At 70.2% G+C, this 15,412-nt stretch carries 8 protein-coding genes; 7 read left to right on the top strand and 1 reads right to left on the bottom strand.

Annotated elements, in window-relative coordinates:
- Positions 1-5 precede the first annotated feature (5 nt).
- The gene (locus AC0Z9V_RS09990) at positions 6-2,756 is read left to right on the top strand and encodes a LuxR C-terminal-related transcriptional regulator (RefSeq protein ID WP_485141412.1); all 2,751 of its coding nucleotides are present in this window, start codon (positions 6-8) and stop codon (positions 2,754-2,756) included.
- On the top strand, positions 2,756-5,470 hold the full coding sequence (locus AC0Z9V_RS09985; RefSeq protein ID WP_485141411.1) for a helix-turn-helix transcriptional regulator: 2,715 nt from the start codon (positions 2,756-2,758) through the stop codon (positions 5,468-5,470). Before AC0Z9V_RS09990 ends, AC0Z9V_RS09985 begins: the two co-directional genes overlap by 1 nt.
- A 448-nt stretch (positions 5,471-5,918) precedes the next feature.
- On the opposite strand, the gene AC0Z9V_RS09980 is transcribed toward AC0Z9V_RS09985, so the two are convergent.
- Positions 5,919-6,305 (bottom strand): VanZ family protein, encoded by a 387-nt coding sequence (locus AC0Z9V_RS09980; RefSeq protein WP_133082042.1) that lies wholly within the window; start codon positions 6,303-6,305, stop codon positions 5,919-5,921.
- A gap of 364 nt (positions 6,306-6,669) precedes the next feature.
- On the opposite strand from AC0Z9V_RS09980, the gene AC0Z9V_RS09975 reads away from it, so the two are divergent.
- The 5 genes from AC0Z9V_RS09975 to AC0Z9V_RS09955 all read left to right on the top strand — a co-directional run bounded on the left by AC0Z9V_RS09975 (position 6,670) and on the right by AC0Z9V_RS09955 (position 15,386).
- Entirely contained in the window at positions 6,670-7,320 is a 651-nt protein-coding gene (locus AC0Z9V_RS09975) for a 50S ribosomal protein L25/general stress protein Ctc (RefSeq protein WP_133082043.1), read from the top strand.
- A 14-nt stretch (positions 7,321-7,334) separates the two neighbouring features.
- The gene (pth, locus tag AC0Z9V_RS09970; RefSeq protein WP_133082044.1) at positions 7,335-7,922 is read left to right on the top strand and encodes an aminoacyl-tRNA hydrolase; all 588 of its coding nucleotides are present in this window, start codon (positions 7,335-7,337) and stop codon (positions 7,920-7,922) included.
- A gap of 198 nt (positions 7,923-8,120) precedes the next feature.
- Positions 8,121-10,760 carry a LuxR C-terminal-related transcriptional regulator gene (locus AC0Z9V_RS09965; protein ID WP_485141410.1) on the top strand — a complete coding sequence of 880 codons (2,640 nt, stop codon included), beginning with the start codon at positions 8,121-8,123 and terminating at the stop codon, positions 10,758-10,760.
- 5 nt (positions 10,761-10,765) lie between these two features.
- Positions 10,766-13,435 (top strand): helix-turn-helix transcriptional regulator, encoded by a 2,670-nt coding sequence (locus tag AC0Z9V_RS09960; RefSeq protein WP_485141409.1) that lies wholly within the window; start codon positions 10,766-10,768, stop codon positions 13,433-13,435.
- A 460-nt stretch (positions 13,436-13,895) separates the two neighbouring features.
- Entirely contained in the window at positions 13,896-15,386 is a 1,491-nt protein-coding gene (locus tag AC0Z9V_RS09955; RefSeq protein WP_459288255.1) for a sugar transferase, read from the top strand.
- Positions 15,387-15,412 lie beyond the last annotated feature (26 nt).

Raw genomic sequence — 15,412 nt, 5'->3', positions numbered from 1 at the left:
CCTCAATGCGGTCTCACAGTCTCGTCGAATCCCGTCCCGTCCCGCCTGTCGCGTCGCCGCTCCTGCCGGGAACCGCCCGGTCGGGCCAGGCGGCAGCGCACACGGCCTTCATCGGCCGCGCCGGAGAGACCGCGAGCATCCTGCGGGCCGTGCGGCAGCCGGGATCGGCAGGGGCAGTGGTGGTAGGGGCCGCCGGCATCGGCAAGACAGCCCTGCTGCATCACGTGCAGCGCTCCCTCGCCGAGAACTACCTCGTCCGGGTCCGCGGGCTCCGCTCTGCCACATCCTCCCCCTTCCGTGCGCTGAGCTTCCTGCTGTCGGAGCTGCCCGGCACGGTCACCCACCCGGCGCTCGTGTTCACTGCGGTATCGACGTACCTCCGCGCGGAGGCGGGCGGTCGCCGGGTGGTCTTCGCCGTCGACAACGCCGAGCACCTGGACAGATCGTCCTCGACGCTGATCGGACAGCTCGTCGCGGCGAACGTGGCCTCCGTGGTCCTGACGGTGACCGACTTCGCGCAGGCGGATCCCGTCTTCATGACGATGTGGCGCGCTGCCTCGCTGCGGCGACTGGACCTCGCCCCCTTCACCTTCGAGGAGACCCGGCTCTTCGTCGAGTCCGAGCTCGACGCCCCCGTCAGCAGGGAGGGCCTCGAGGCCCTCTGGGCTGTCGGCGGAGGCAACCTCCCGGCGACGCGTGCCGCCCTGAGGGGCTATGTGCAACGCGGGACGCTCGCACGGCGCGGTGCGGCGTGGGTGCTCCTGCCGGGCCGGCCGGTGGGCCAGGACCTCGTCGCCCACTCGCCACTGCTGCTCCAGCTCGCGCCCAATCAGCGGAGCGTGGTGAACCTCGTGGCCCTCGCAGGGACGCTCGACTGGTCCGACCTCGCACGGGGTACCGACTCCGCCGACCTCGACGCGCTGCAGGATGCCGGCATCCTCGTCATCGACACCGGGGTGGAACCGCGTGCCCGCCTCGCGACGCCCGGATTGTCGGCAGCCGTGGCCGAAGCCGTCGGCGCCTCCGAGGCGAGCGACCTCTACCAGCATCTCCAGGGACTCCGGGCAGCGCCCCGTCAGCTCGCCGCCGACCCGGCCCGCCTGGTGGCTTGGTTGATGCGCGCAGCGCACCCGGTCAGCGAGGACCAGGCGGTGGCCGCTGCGGCTGCCCTGAACGACGACGGCCGCTATTCCCGCGCGGCAGAGCTCCTCGCCGCGCTGGATCTCCCCGACTCGGACCGCCTGGTGTACCAGGCCGTCCGGGCAGCGCTCGGCCAGGGATCCCTCAGGACTGCGACGCTCCACCTGTCGGCCCTCGCCGACCGGGAGGACCGGCTGGATCGCACCACGTGGACGCTGTCCAGGATCGCGGAGTCCAGGATGCGGCGCCTTCGGCCGGTCGTCGACGCCCCGGAACCGATCGCCGAGGCCTCGGAGCGGGTGGCCGCCTGGCAGCAGCAGGCGCTGGAAGCAGGAGACGACGGAGCGGTGGCGGAGCTGGCGCGGCTCGAGCGCCGGCTGTTCGCCGAGCGTGCTGCGCTGGCTTCGTTCTCCGGGCGGTACAGCGACAACCTCGGACGCCTGGCGGGTGTCGTCGACACCGACCTCGCAGCGTCCGCGGGTCGCGAGGAACTCGAGTTCCAGGTCGAGGTCCAGTCACTGCTCCTCGAGGCGCAGGTCGTCGTGGACGACCGGTCGCTGAGCCACGACCTGGCGCGATCGCTGGCACGCCTCCTCGTGCATCCCGACGTACCCTACGGGGTCGCGGACGCCGCGCTGCTCCGCGTCGAGGTCGCCCTCCTCATGACCGGTGGCTGGAGCGACACGGCACGGCTCCTCGGGTCGATCAGGCACTCGAACGCCCGGTGGTCGTTCAGGAGCGGGTCACTCGCCCAGCTCTTCGAAGGCCTGACGATGATCGCCCTCGGCCGCGCGCGCGATGCCGGCCGCGCCCTCGAACCGGTGGTCGAGCAGCTGCGCATCGCGGATCCGCACGGGATCCTGCCGCTTGCGGCAGCAACGCTCACGTTCAGCCATGCGCTCGCCGGACCACTGGAGCAGGTCATCGCGCACCTGCCCCTGTCCGAGCCGGGCCGGGGCAGTTCATGGGCGGTGCGTCGTGCTGCCCGCCACTACCAGCTCCTGGCATCGGCGCGCACCGAGAATCGCGGGGAAGCCGCCCGCCGACTGCAGGATCGAGCCTCGAGCGACCTGCAGCAGGGCGCGCGCGTCTGGGCCCTCGTGAGCCTGGCCGCTGCCGTGCGCCTCGGCCGCCAGGAAGCCGTGGCCGACCTCGGCGCACTCGCCGCCACGGTGCGTGGACCGCTGGCGCGAACGTGCTCCCTGTACTCGCGGGCACTCCTGGACTCCGACGTCGGGTTGCTCATCGAGGCGATGGAGTGCGCGGCCGCGTCGGACGACTACCGGCTCGTGGCGGACATCGCGCAGTCCGGGATCAACGCCACGACCCGGAACCAGGACAGGACGGGACTGCGCGTCATCCAGCGGCGGCTGAGGGAGCTGCTGCCCGACGCGCCCCAGGCCGACGCCGGCGGTGTCGACCTCGACTCCCTCACCGCCCGCGAGCGTGAGGTCGCGGCACTGGCGGCAGCGGGCAGGAGCAACCGGGCGATCGCCCAGAAGCTGGTGGTCTCCGTCCGGACGGTCGAGGGCCACCTGTACCAGGTGTACTCGAAGCTCAGCGTCAGCACGCGGGCGGAACTCGCAGAACTCGTCCCCGCGGAGAGCGGCCTCTGATGTTCTCCGCACTGTCCGGGGATGTTCCACTCGTCGGCCGCAGTGCACTGCTCTCCTCCATCGAGCGCGCGCTCGAGCGGGACGACGTCTATGGGACGTTCATCTACGGGGACACCGGGACCGGCAAGAGCGCCCTGGCACGACACCTCCTCAAGCACCTGCAGGGCGAGTCCGTCCCCTTCCTGGTATCACCCGCCCCCGCACTGGGAGCCATCCCGTACGGCGCGCTCGCTCCCTTCCTCACGGACGCGACACCGGAGGACATGGGTTCCCCGCTCTCCGTCCTCCGCATGGTGATGTCCTTCTTCCGGAGCAGGGCGAACGGCCGCTCGATCGTCGTCGTCGTGGACGACGCGCACCTGCTCGACGACGACAGCAGCCACCTGCTGGCGCAGCTCGTCGCGTCGCGGACCGTAGGGCTCGCCGCGTTCTCGCGATCCGTCACCCCGGTGTCCGACGAGCTCGTCTCGCTCTGCCGTGACGGCCTGCTCGAGAGGTTCGACGTGGGCCCCCTGAACTACGCGGAAGCGCTGGACCTGTGCGAGCAGGTGCTCGGCTCGGGCATAGTCCGCGGGGCGAGTGACCGCCTGTGCGACGAGGCCTCCGGGAACCCGCTGTTCCTCAAGGCGATCCTCGACGAGGCGCTGATGAACGGGAGCCTGACCAGGCCCGACGGCGTGTGGACCCTGGCCGACGGTGAACTCAGCATCCCGGCCGCCCTGACCGACCTCGTGCGCGCCATCCTGATGGAGTTCGACGACGTCCAGCGCAAGGCGTTCGAGGTGCTCGCCCTGGGCGAGGTCGTCGCCTTCGCCGACCTCGTGAGCGTGACCAGCGAGGAGGCGGTGTCCGCGCTGCTGACGGAGGGCGTCATCCGGAGCCTCCCCGACGATCCGGCTTTCGCCGTCCACACCCATGGCCTGTACGCGCGCATCGCCCGCACGCTCATCCCGCTGGGCCGCAGCGCCGCGATGCACCGCGAACTGGGGTCGTCCAGCCACGGACTGCCTCTTCCGCCCCGGGCCAGGATCAGGAACGCCCTGTGGAGCCTGGACTGCGGCGAACCCGTCGAGGAGGATCGGCTGCTCGACCTGGCGCCCCTTGCGCTGACCCTGCTGGACCCCCGCTCGGCCCTGAGGTTCGCGGACGCGATCCGGGGAGAGCACCTCGCCGCGGCCGCGCGGACGCACCGCGCGACGGCCCTGCTCGAGCTGTCCCGGATCGAGGATTCCCGAAACCTGTCCAGGGGGCTCCTCGAGGAGACCGGCACTCCCGAGCTGATCGCCGCCGTGGGTGTCCTCGAGGTGAGGCTGCTGCTCGCAGCAGGCGAGGACGTCGCAGGGACGGAGGCGATCGTCACGCGCTGGTCCGCTGCCCTGGCTGCCCTTGCGCCGGGCGGCAGCCGGACCTCCGACGCCGGACCGGGGACGGGGAGCGGAGGTGGCCCGGCTGCCGGCCTCGTCGACAGCGAGCAGTGCCGCGTCGTCGTCCAGGCTTTCGGGTGGAACCTCGCCGGGCGGTTCGGCGAGACGGTGCGTGTCCTCCGGCCCCTTCTCGGGACCAGCACGAATCCGCGCGTGACGGCACTGGGGCATGCCGTTTTGGCCGAAGCACTCGGTGCGCTCGGCCGGAGCTCGGAAGGGCGGAGCCACAGTGCCGCCGCCCTCGCGCTGACGGCGTCGGAGGTGCATCCCATGCCGGACCTGCATCGGGTGGCAGTCCTTCGCCATGTGAGCCTGCTCGTGCACAGCGGAGAGTTCGAGGCGGCCGACCAGGCGACGGCTGCCTATGCGCCCCCCGCGGGCCGTGACTACTCGTTCACCAGTGGGAGCCTCGCCGTGCTCGACGCAGCGACCGATGTGCGCCGTGGACACTTCTCCAGCGGGCTGGCGAAGCTCCGCCCCGCCCTGGCCTCGCTGCGCGCGTCCGATCCTGATGCTCTGCTGCCGTACGCCCTCGGTGTCACCGGCTGGGCTGCTGCCGCCCTGGGGGAGGCGGACCTCGTCGACCAGTGTTCCGGAGAGCTCACTGCCACGCAGCAGCGCGGGAGCCGCCCGTACGCACTCCTCGGCAGGGCCTTCGACGACGCTGCCCACACGCTCCTCCGCAGGGGCGCCAGGCATTCGGCGCTCCTGCAGTACGCCGCCGAGGCGCGGCGGAACGAGTGGTTCTGCTGCGAGAAGGACGTCCTCGAACTCGCGACGGCGCTCGCCGACGAGCAGTCGGCCGGACTGCTGGCGCGCGCAGCCGACACGATGGAGGGAGCGGAGGCCGCCATCCTGCACGACTATGCCGCGGCCCTGATCGCCCATGATGCCGCTGCCATCGCGGAGGCAGGTGACCGTGCCGAATCCTTCCAGAAATACCTGCTTGCCACGGACGCCTGCCGCCGGGCGATGGAGGTCTATGCCGAAGCGGGGGATGCGAGGTCGCAGCGCGCCCTTGCGGCCGTCGTGCGCCGTCGCCGCGGCCTGATCGACGGGGGCCTGCTCGTGGAACCGGTCGAGCCCGAGGGCCTGTCCCCGCTCACGTCGAGGGAACGTGAGATCGCCACGCTCGCGCTGCAGGGGCTCTCCAACAAGGACATAGCGCGGAGCCTGACGGTGTCGACCCGGACCGTCGAGGGCCACCTCTACCGCATCTACGTGAAGCTGGGGATCGGCCGACGTGAGGAGCTCACGACCGAACTCGAGGCACTCCTGCGAGCCACGTAGCCCCGCTGCCAGGGCTAGGTAATCCTGGTACCGATCTAGGTAGTCCGGGGTCCGATTAGGGTCCGTACTACTCGTGATCGCCCCCGACGAGCAGCCTAGAGTTGTAGACGTCGGAGACGGTGCACCGGGAATCCGGACACCATGCACGGCCCACGAGCTGGGTCGGCGGCGTAGGAGTTCTCTTGAGACCAGGACTTCGTCCCCAGCCGCCGCCGACCCTCACCCCTGTCAGCCCCCGGGATTCCGGGAGCAGGGACACCGGATCGGCCCTTCACCGCGAGGTGGGGGGCCGATCTGTTCTTGACGGCACAGTGCGGCACGAGCCGGCCCACCCGCGGACAGCCCGGACGCCAGGCGCGGACAGCCCGGACGCCAGGCGCGGACAGCCCGGACGCCAGGCGCGGACAGCCCGGACGCCAGGCGCGGACAGCCCGGACGCCAGGCGCGGTCAGCGCCGGTGCCGCCGAACCCTCAGCATGGTCCACGCGAGGAGTGTCCCGGCAGTGGCGCCGATCGTATTGGCCGCCACATCGTAGGGGCTGGCGACACGCTGTGACAGCGCGACCAGCTGGACGGCCTCGATCAGCGCTGACAGACCGAAGGCCACGACCGGTCCGAGCCAGCGCCAGCCGCGCGGAGCGAGGAGGAAGAAGAACAGGCCCAGGGGGAGGAACATCAGGGCGTTCGCGGTGAATTCGACGAACCCGTAGTCGAACCACCCGGGCACGCCGTACCCCTGCACGAAAGCCAGGACCCGGCGCAGGAGATCGCCCGCATGGCGGTCGACGGGCAGGGGCGAGAAGACGATGAAGCCGACCCCCAGGAGCCACAGCATGCACAGTGCGAGCGTGACGAGGCGGTAGCGCGGTGACGGCAGGGGTGCGGTGCTCAGGAGGGATCCTTGGGGTGAGGACGGGCGGCGACGGCTTCGACGCGGGCGACAACCCCAGTATCGTCGACGCGGCACCCCGTGCTGTAGGATGGACGGCGATGCCTAGGCGAGGGAGCGGCCTGGATCCCCGGTGAATCGGGAATCCGTGGTGAACTCCGTGATCGACGGTGGCTAGCGAGGTTTCCCGGTCTGCCCTCCAGCAGCGAGGGCGGTTTCCTGGACCGGATCGTCACGCGTTCCTCCCGCCCCGGCGACGTTCCCGTCGTGGCCGCATCAGCGGCCGCCCACCCGTTACCAAGGAGAAACCATGTCCGAGCAGAAGCTCGCCGCACACGTCCGCACCGAGTTCGGCAAGGGGGCGGCCCGTCAGGCCCGCCGCGCCAACATGATCCCCGCCGTCGTGTACGGTCACGGTGCCGACCCCATCCACGTCCTGCTGCCCGCCAAGGCCACGACGCTCGCGGTCCGCACCGCCAACGCCCTGCTCACCCTGGACATCGACGGCGAGGACCACCTTGCGCTCGTCAAGGACATCCAGCGCAATCCCCTCAAGCAGATCGTCGAGCACCTCGATCTCCTGACCGTCCGCCGCGGCGAGAAGGTCCAGGTGGACGTCGCCATCCACGTCGAGGGCGAGCCCGCCGCCGACGTCGTCTCCAACCTCGAGGCGAACACGGTCCTCGTGGAAGCCAACGCGACCGACCTTCCCGAGACGCTCACGGTCAGCATCGAAGGCCGCACGGTGGGTCAGCACGTCCACGCCTCGGATATCGTGCTGCCCTCCGGTGTCGTCCTCCTCGTGGACGCGGACACCCTCATCGTCAACCTGTCCGGCGAGACCGAGCAGGACCTCGGCGAGACCCCTGAGTCGGACGCCGACACCGAGGGCACCTCCGAAGGCGCGACGGCGGCTGACGCCGACGCCGACGCCGTCATCACCGACGCCGACGAGCAGTAAGCAGGCACTGCACGGTGTCCACTGACACCTGGCTCGTAGCCGGGCTCGGGAATCCCGGGCCCGGCTACAGCGGCAACCGGCACAACGTGGGACAGATGGTCCTGGATCTCCTCGCGGATCGTCTCCGTGGCCGGTTCACGACATCGAAGGCGCAGGCCGTCACGCTCGAGGGACGGCTCGGGATCGGCGGGCCGCGGCTCGTGCTGGCCAAGCCGCTCACCTACATGAACACGACGGGCGGGCCGGTCTCGGCGCTCGCCCGTTTCCACGATGTGGCTCCCGACCACGTCATCGCCGTCCACGACGAGATCGACATCCCCTTCAACACCGTCAAGGTCAAGCTCGGCGGGGGAGAGGGCGGCCACAACGGACTCCGCGACATCAGCAAGGCCCTCGGCACCAAGGACTACCACCGCGTGCGGGTCGGCGTCGGTCGCCCGCCCGGACGTCAGGACCCGGCCGACTTCGTGCTGAAGGATTTCGGTACGGCGGAGAAGAAGGACCTGCCGTTCCTGCTCGACGACGCCGCCGACGCCGTGGAGCAACTCATCACGGAGGGTCTGCTCGCGGCACAGCAACGCTTCCACGCGCAGAGATCGTGACGAGCCGCGCAAATCTTGAGCAGACCCTGCCGATCACCGCGCCGGGATCGACGGGTTCGGGAGCGGCCTGCCTGTAAAGTGGGCCGCTAGGACAAGCGTCGTGGGGCGGAACTTCATGCAGGAGTGCAAACGTGGGTCCGGCTCCGGGCCGGCGCCGTCGGTCATCGAACCGGGACCGGGCGCGCTCGGGTGTACTCCATGACCGTGGTCGACGGTCGCTGGCCCTTCGCCGGTCGCGACACGGATGTCGCACGGATCCGAGCCGTCCTCGGCGAGGAGCCCGCGCGCGGCGTCGTCCTCGTGGGTCCGTCGGGCATCGGCAAGACGATGATCGCCCAGCAGGTCGTCGGCGGACTCGCGCGGAACGTCGACACCATCTACCTGCGCGGGTCGGCAGCCCACGCCACCACCCCGTACGGTGCCCTCAACGTGCTGCTCGCGGAGCTCGACGAGGACACCGCCCGGAACCCGCTGCTGGTCCTCAGCGCACTGCAGCGCATGTTCGAGGAGCACCCGGCCCACCGTCGGACCCTCATGCACATCGACGGTGTCGAGGAGATCGACGAACTCTCGGCGACGGTGATCGCTCATCTGGCCCGCGTCGGGGCGGTGCGCCTCCTCGTCACCTGCGAGGACCTCCTGCGCGCCCCTGCGGAGCTCTTCGATCTGTGGAAGGACGAGTTCCTCGAGCGGTTCGACATCCAGCCCCTCACGCTCGACGACGCGACCGGGATGCTCACCACCGCCCTGGGCGCCCCCGTGTCGCGGTCGGCCGCCCAAGAACTGTGGGCCTCCAGCGGCGGCAACCCGAAGTACCTCCAGATCGCGACGAAGACCGACGTCGCCTCCGGGCACCTGCTCCAGTGCGACGGCGTCTGGGTGTCCCGCGACGTCCCGCGCCCGGACTCCGGCCGTTCCCTGACGGATTGGGCGGCCGCCAACCTCGCTGCGCTGCCGGCGGAGGACCGGGTGATCGTCGAGGTCCTCGCCGCGGCCGGCCGGGTCCCCCTGACCGTCCTGCTGAGCGCCGTCTCCGCGACGTCGCTCGACGCCCTGCAGAGCGACGGCGTCGTCACGCTCGACCGTGAAGGCGTCCCGCTGGCGAGGCTCACCCACGAGGTGTTCGCGGACGTCGTGCGCGCGCAGTTGCTCTCGGCCGGCGGCAGGGCGGCGTTGAGGTCCGTCAGCACCCTGCGCAACGATCCCGGCATGCCGGTGCAGGCACGGCTGGCTCTCGCGGCCTGGGCGCTCGTGGAGGGTGACTCCTTCGACGCAGCCGAACTCGTGGTGCTCGCACGCCTCGCGAACGACGCAGGGATCGACGGCGCCGCCGAGCGCTTCCTCGACGCCCTCCCGCCTTCGCAGGTCGACTGCACCGCACTCCTGGAACGCACCCGGCAACTCTCCATGGACGGTCGTGTGGCGGAGGCACTCGTCACCGTGGAGAACGCTCTCGCGTCCGGGCTGTCGGAGGATGCCCCGCTCGAGGACTGGGTCGATGCACGCCTTCTCGCCGCGCGGCTCAGGGCCCGCACGAACGGCCAGGAGAAGGACTCCGGGGAATTGCTCGACGCCGTCGCCGCGCGTCTCGCGGCCGAGCCCGCTTCCGAGGCCACGGCGGACCTGACGGGCAAGGCGGAGATGGCCCGGATGCAGGTGCATGTCTTCGAGGGGGAACTCGACCGGGTATGCGCGAGCGCCCCCGCGGTGCTCGCCCGGGGCGGGGATTCCACGCGCTGGAGTACCGGGATCAGGAGCCTCCTCAGCTTCGCCCGGGCGGTGATGGGCTCGCAGGAGCAAGCCGTCGCCGCCGCCAGGAATGTCGACGCGCGCGCGGCGAGTGCGCCCTCCGCTCCCTTCGAGCGGGAGCTCACCTCGACCCACCTGTACACGGTGCTCCTCCTGGCGGGCTACTGGACGGAGTGCCTGGACCGGGCGGGGGCGGACGGCGACCTCCCGCCGGTGCTCCCGGCGGGCGGGTCACGCTCGGAATTCGCCGAGGGCGTCCTGCTCGCCTACCTGGGCAGGAGCGGCGAGGCCCTCGAGAAGCTGCTTCCCGCCATCAGCCAGTTCCGGACCCGGGACAGGCACGGCTTCCTGCCGCTCGCCGAAGCGGCCGCTGCCTATGCGCAGGTCCTCGAGAACGCCCCGGATGCCGCCGAGGACCACCTGCGCGCCATCGACCTCTCCGGGCAGCGCTATCCGTGGCACCTCCGGGAGGCGGTGCAGTACTTCCGGCTGCTGGCCGAAGCCTGGCTCGGGACCCCGGATGTCGTCGCGACGGAGTTCCTGGAGCATGCCCTCGTCCTCGGCAGCAGGGGGTACCACGGCGTCGAGCTCTTCTTCCTCAACCAGGCCGTCCAGCTCGGACAGCACGAAGCGGCGGATCTGCTGGCCACCTCCGCCGCCGCCGTCGACGGGCCGTACGCGCGCCTCAGCCGCGACTTCGCCCAGGGGCTGGTGGCACAGGACCCGGGCGGACTGAAGGAACTCGCCCGACGCGCACTCGACAGCGGGAACTACAACCTCGCCGGGGACATCGCGGCACTCAGCATCGAGCACCTCACCGAGACCGATGACCCGATGATCCGGGTGCACGCGGAACAGATCCTGCGCAAGACCTCCACACCGGCCCGGCGCCATGTGCGACGGAGGGTACTGAGCGAACGGGAGCGGGCCATCGCGCGCATGGTCGCACAGGGAGTGCCGAACAAGGAGATCGCGCAGCAGGAGCACATCTCGCCGCGGACGGTGGAGGGCCACGTGCACCAGGTCATGTCCAAGCTCGGCCTGTCCACCCGCAAGCAGCTCGCCCTCATCTTCGGACAGCAGCAATGACCGACATGGGAACGACCATCGACCTCGTCGGCCGTGCTCGGCTCGTCGAGGACATCGTTGCAGCACTCGACGAGTCGGGCGGATTCGGCGTGATGATCGTCGGCGCGGCCGGCATGGGGAAGACGGCGGTCGCGCGGTCCGTCCTGAAGCGCCTGAACTGGACAGCCCCGGTGCTGCGCATCACGGGAGGCCCCTCCCTGCGCAGCATCCCGTTCGGGGCGCTGGCACCCTACCTCCACACGCTGTCGGTGGCGGACGCGGAATCACCCGTCGCCGTCCTCCGCGCGGTGCTGGGGCACCTGACGGGTGAGAGCACGGGCCGGACGCAGCATCCGCCCCTCCTGGTGATCGACGACGCCCATGAACTCGACAGCAGTTCGAGTGCTCTCCTCGCCCAGCTGGTCAGTGCGCGGCGGGCCAAGGTGCTCGTCATGAGCCGCGATGTCACGACCGCCCCCGTCGAGTTCCGCAGTCTGGGCGCCGATGGCCTCCTGGCACGCTTCGACCTCGCGCCACTGGATCCCGATGCGGTGAGTGCCCTGAGTTCGCAGCTGCTCGGCGGGCCGGTCCTGACGGGCACCGCGCACACGCTCGCGCTGACGACGGGCGGAAATCCGCTGTTCCTCCGCGCATTGCTGGAGCAGGGTCCCGGCGAGGGCTACCTCGGCCGGCACGACGGCGTCTGGCGTCAGGTCACCGAGCGGCCGATGCTCTCCCCGCGACTCCGGGACCTCGTCCGCTCGCAGCTCCGACTGCGCAGCGCAGCTGACCTCGAGGCACTGGAAACCGTCGCCCTTGCGGAACCCATCGCCCTCGACACCGTGGTCCGATGCGTGGACGCCGATGCCCTCAACCGTCTGAGGGACGATCGCCTGATTGCCGTCGGACCCGGACCGGGCGCCCCCGTCTCGGTCGAACACCCGCTCCACGGCGAAGTCCTCCGCAGCCAGGTCCCTGCTGCACGCAGTACGGCGATCCGCCGGAAGGTGCTCGCTGCCGCCGAACCCGGATCGCAGTCCCTCGAAGGTTTCCTCCGGATGGTGGTCTGGGGACTCGACTGCGGTGTCCCGTCCGACGACCGGGAGCTCCTCGAGGCCGCCACCGTCGCCAACGGGCTCCGGGACTCCGACGTCGCCCTCCGGACCGCCCGCGCCGTGTCCGCGCCAGGACTCAGGGGGCGTGCCCTCATCGAGATCGCCCGGGTGCATGCCCGCAGGGGCGACCTGGCGTACGCACGGGAGGTCGTGGACGACGCACTGCGGCGCTGCACGGACCTGCGTCTCGCGAAGGACGCCACGCTGCTGTCCCAGGAGCTCAAGCTGAGCTCCCTGGCCTCCTACGAGGACCTGCGCGAGGACGTCGACCGCTGGAGGTCCCTCATCGCCCGGGTGGAGCTGCAGGAGGGCGCTCGCCTTCCGGCCGAGGAGGTCGCCCGGGCGCAGCTCGGCTGCAGGATCCTCGAGTGTCGCGTCCTCGTCCTGCAGGGGCGATTCGCCGGTATCGAGGACGAACTGCGTGACCTCATCGCTGGTTCCCGAGGCACGCCCGAGACCCACGTGGGGGCGATGATCGTGCTCGCCGAGCTGCTCGGCAGCACGGGCCGCCCGGTCGACGCCAGTGCCTTCTCGGCGGCTGCGCTGGACCGCATCGACGCCGCGGGAGCAGCCCTGCTGGGATACCGCGAGTTCGCCGCTGCGCAGCACGTCCTGGCGCTGTGCGGGCGTGGGCAGGAGGCAGAGGCGAAGGCGGTCCTGCAGGCGTACTCGCGGGTCCAACCGTGCAGCATCGTGTATCTCGCAGGCTGGAGCGATGTCATCGACGGCCACACCGCACTCCGGGAGGGCCGGAACCGGGAAGCCCGGAGCAGGTTCCTCCTCGCGCTCCAGGCACTCCGGGGAAGCGATGCCACGCACGTGACGACACTGCTGACGGGCCTTGCGGCGTACGCCTGTGCGCTCGCCGGTGATACCGCCGGCGCCGCCGCACTCGTCGACGCGTTCGAGGGGACGCCGGAGCAGGGGTCCCGGGCGATGATCGTGGGTGGGCGCATCTTCGTGACGGCGACCGCGGCCCTCCTGGGAGATGTCCCCGGTGCCACCGCGGAGCTGGTCGGCATCGCCGCGGAGGCCGAGGCCGCCCAGATGAAGCAATGGGCGGTCACCGCACTTCGGCTCTCGCTCCTGCTGGGGAACACGGATTCCGTGGGCCCTCTCACCGATGTCCTCCAGGACTTCCAGGGCGCGTGCACCACAGGCCTGCTCGATTTCGCGGTGGCGGCCGGAACGAAGGACGCCGACGCCATGGTCGCCGCAGCCACCGCGGGGGGAGCGAACGGGGACGTGGCCTTCGAATATGCGGGTCTGTCCGTCGCCCTGCAACTGGCAGGGGAGCAGGGCTCGAGTCGTTCGGCCCGTGCGATCCAGCGACGGCTGGTGACGCTGGGCAAGCGGTGGGAGGGGCCCGTGCCGCCGGCGCTGGTCTCGGCATCTGCCGCGGAGACCACGTCCCGTCTCACGCCCACGGAGCGCACGATCGTCGCACTCGTCAACGAGGGCTATTCGAACCGTGAGATAGCGGACGCCAAGAATGTCTCGGTCCGGACGGTGGAGGGCCATCTGTACCGGATTTTCGCCAAGCTCGGCGTCAACCGCCGAGAGGATTTGCGGGAGTCCTGAGGCGCCACCACACGTAGGGCTAAGTGTCCTACGTACTGTTCACGAGTAGTTCACGCGTAGTCCTACGTAAGGACCCCGGACCGATCGCGTAGGTCCTACTCGTGTGCCGATAAACCCCTCTCTCTAGGATTTCGACAAGAGCTCGCAGGCAGGGCTGGGGAAATTCTTGAAGAATCGGGTCTCATTCATGGGTCGTTCATTTTGCGGCATTCGCCACCCGTCAGGGGAAGGCGCCCACTCTATATTTCCTCCGAGTTCCGGCCGACGGCATTCCACCGAATCCGTCGTCCTGAATCATTTGCAGACCGGTTGCCGCGGAAGCGGCACCCGGGTCGCATCCACGATCGGAGCCGGCGATGTCAGGACCTTCTGAGACCAAGGTCCGTCCCCAGCCGTCGTCGGCTCCCCAGTTCAACCCGTCGTGCAGCACTGGCGCTGCATCCTCGAAAGGGGGCACACGATGACGCAGATGCAGAGCTCACCCGGCAGATTCGCCACGGTCCCGAGAACCACAGCGGCCTCCAGGTCGATCGCCACCTCGGGCACGGCGTGGCGCCGCCGCTACCAGGTCTCGCTGATGGCCACCGATTCCGTGCTCATCCTCGGGATCCTGCTGCTGACCGTGAATGTCCTGACACTCGACGACAGCAGCCGGCGGCTGACGGAGGTCCTCCTCCTCGGCGGCGCGATCGCCGCCGGATGGGTGACGGCGATGTCGCTCTTCCGGACGCGGGACTCCCGCATCGTGGGCACCGGAGCCGGTGAGTACAAGAAGGTGGTGCGCGCGAGCCTCGCCACCTTCGCGGCCGCCGCCGTCGTCGTCGCTCTCCTGGATCTCGATCACTTCCGGAGCCTGCTCGTCCTCGCCCTGCCGTCGGGCACGGCGCTCCTGCTGTCGAGCCGGTGGTTGTGGCGCCAGTGGCTGCTGCACCAGAGCCACCTGGGACACTATCTCTCGAAGGTCGTCGTCGTCGGTCAGCCCGCCGACGTCCGCTATGTCGCAGCCCAGCTGGCCAAGAAGTCCGGTGCGGCGTACACCGTCGTCGGCGCCGTCTACGAGGGCAGGTCCAACCCGGCGGCCCTGCACACGGGCGAGCGGATCGTCCCTGTGGTCAGCGGTCTCCGGAAGATCGAGGACTTCGTGGCGTACACGGGGGCGGATGCGGTCATCGTGGCCGGTCATCTCCACAAGGGCAGTTCCTACATCCGGGAACTCGGGTGGCGCCTCGAGGAGTCCTCGACCGAACTGGTGCTCGCGTCGGCGCTCACCAATGTCGCCGGTCCGCGCATCACCATGCGGCCCGTCGAAGGACTGCCCCTCATGCACGTCGAACTGCCGCAGTTCACCGGCGGGCGCCACATCCTGAAGAGGGCCCTGGACATCGTCGTCTCCGCCACGGCACTGCTCATCCTGGCGCCGGTGTTCCTCGTGCTGGTGATCGCCATCCGGCGGGACACCCCGGGAAACGCCTTCTTCGCGCAGGAGCGGGCAGGCAAGAACTCGGCGGTCTTCAGGATGTTCAAGTTCCGCTCCATGGTCGTCACGGCCGAGGACGAGCTCGAGGTCCTGCGGGAGCGGAACCAGGGCAACGGTGTGCTGTTCAAGCTGCGCGACGACCCACGGGTGACCCGGATCGGACGGATCATCAGGAAGTACTCCCTCGACGAGCTTCCCCAGTTCTGGAACGTCCTCCGCGGTGAGATGTCCCTCGTAGGACCCCGACCCCCGCTCGTCAGCGAGGTCTCCGGGTACGAGGAGCACACGCACCGCCGGCTCCTGATCAAGCCAGGGCTCACCGGCCTGTGGCAGGTCAGCGGACGGTCGGACCTCGACTGGGAGGAGAGCGTGCGGCTCGACCTCTACTACGTCGAGAACTGGTCGGTCACCGGTGACCTCATCATCATCTGGCGCACCTTCAAGGTGATGCTCAAGCCCGTCGGTGCCTACTGATGCGCCCCTCTCCGCCGGCAACCGGG

The sequence above is a fragment of the Arthrobacter sp. UYP4 genome, from assembly GCF_057291175.1.
Note: the sequence above shows the minus strand (reverse complement) of the source record. Positions and strands in the feature narration are given on the sequence as shown.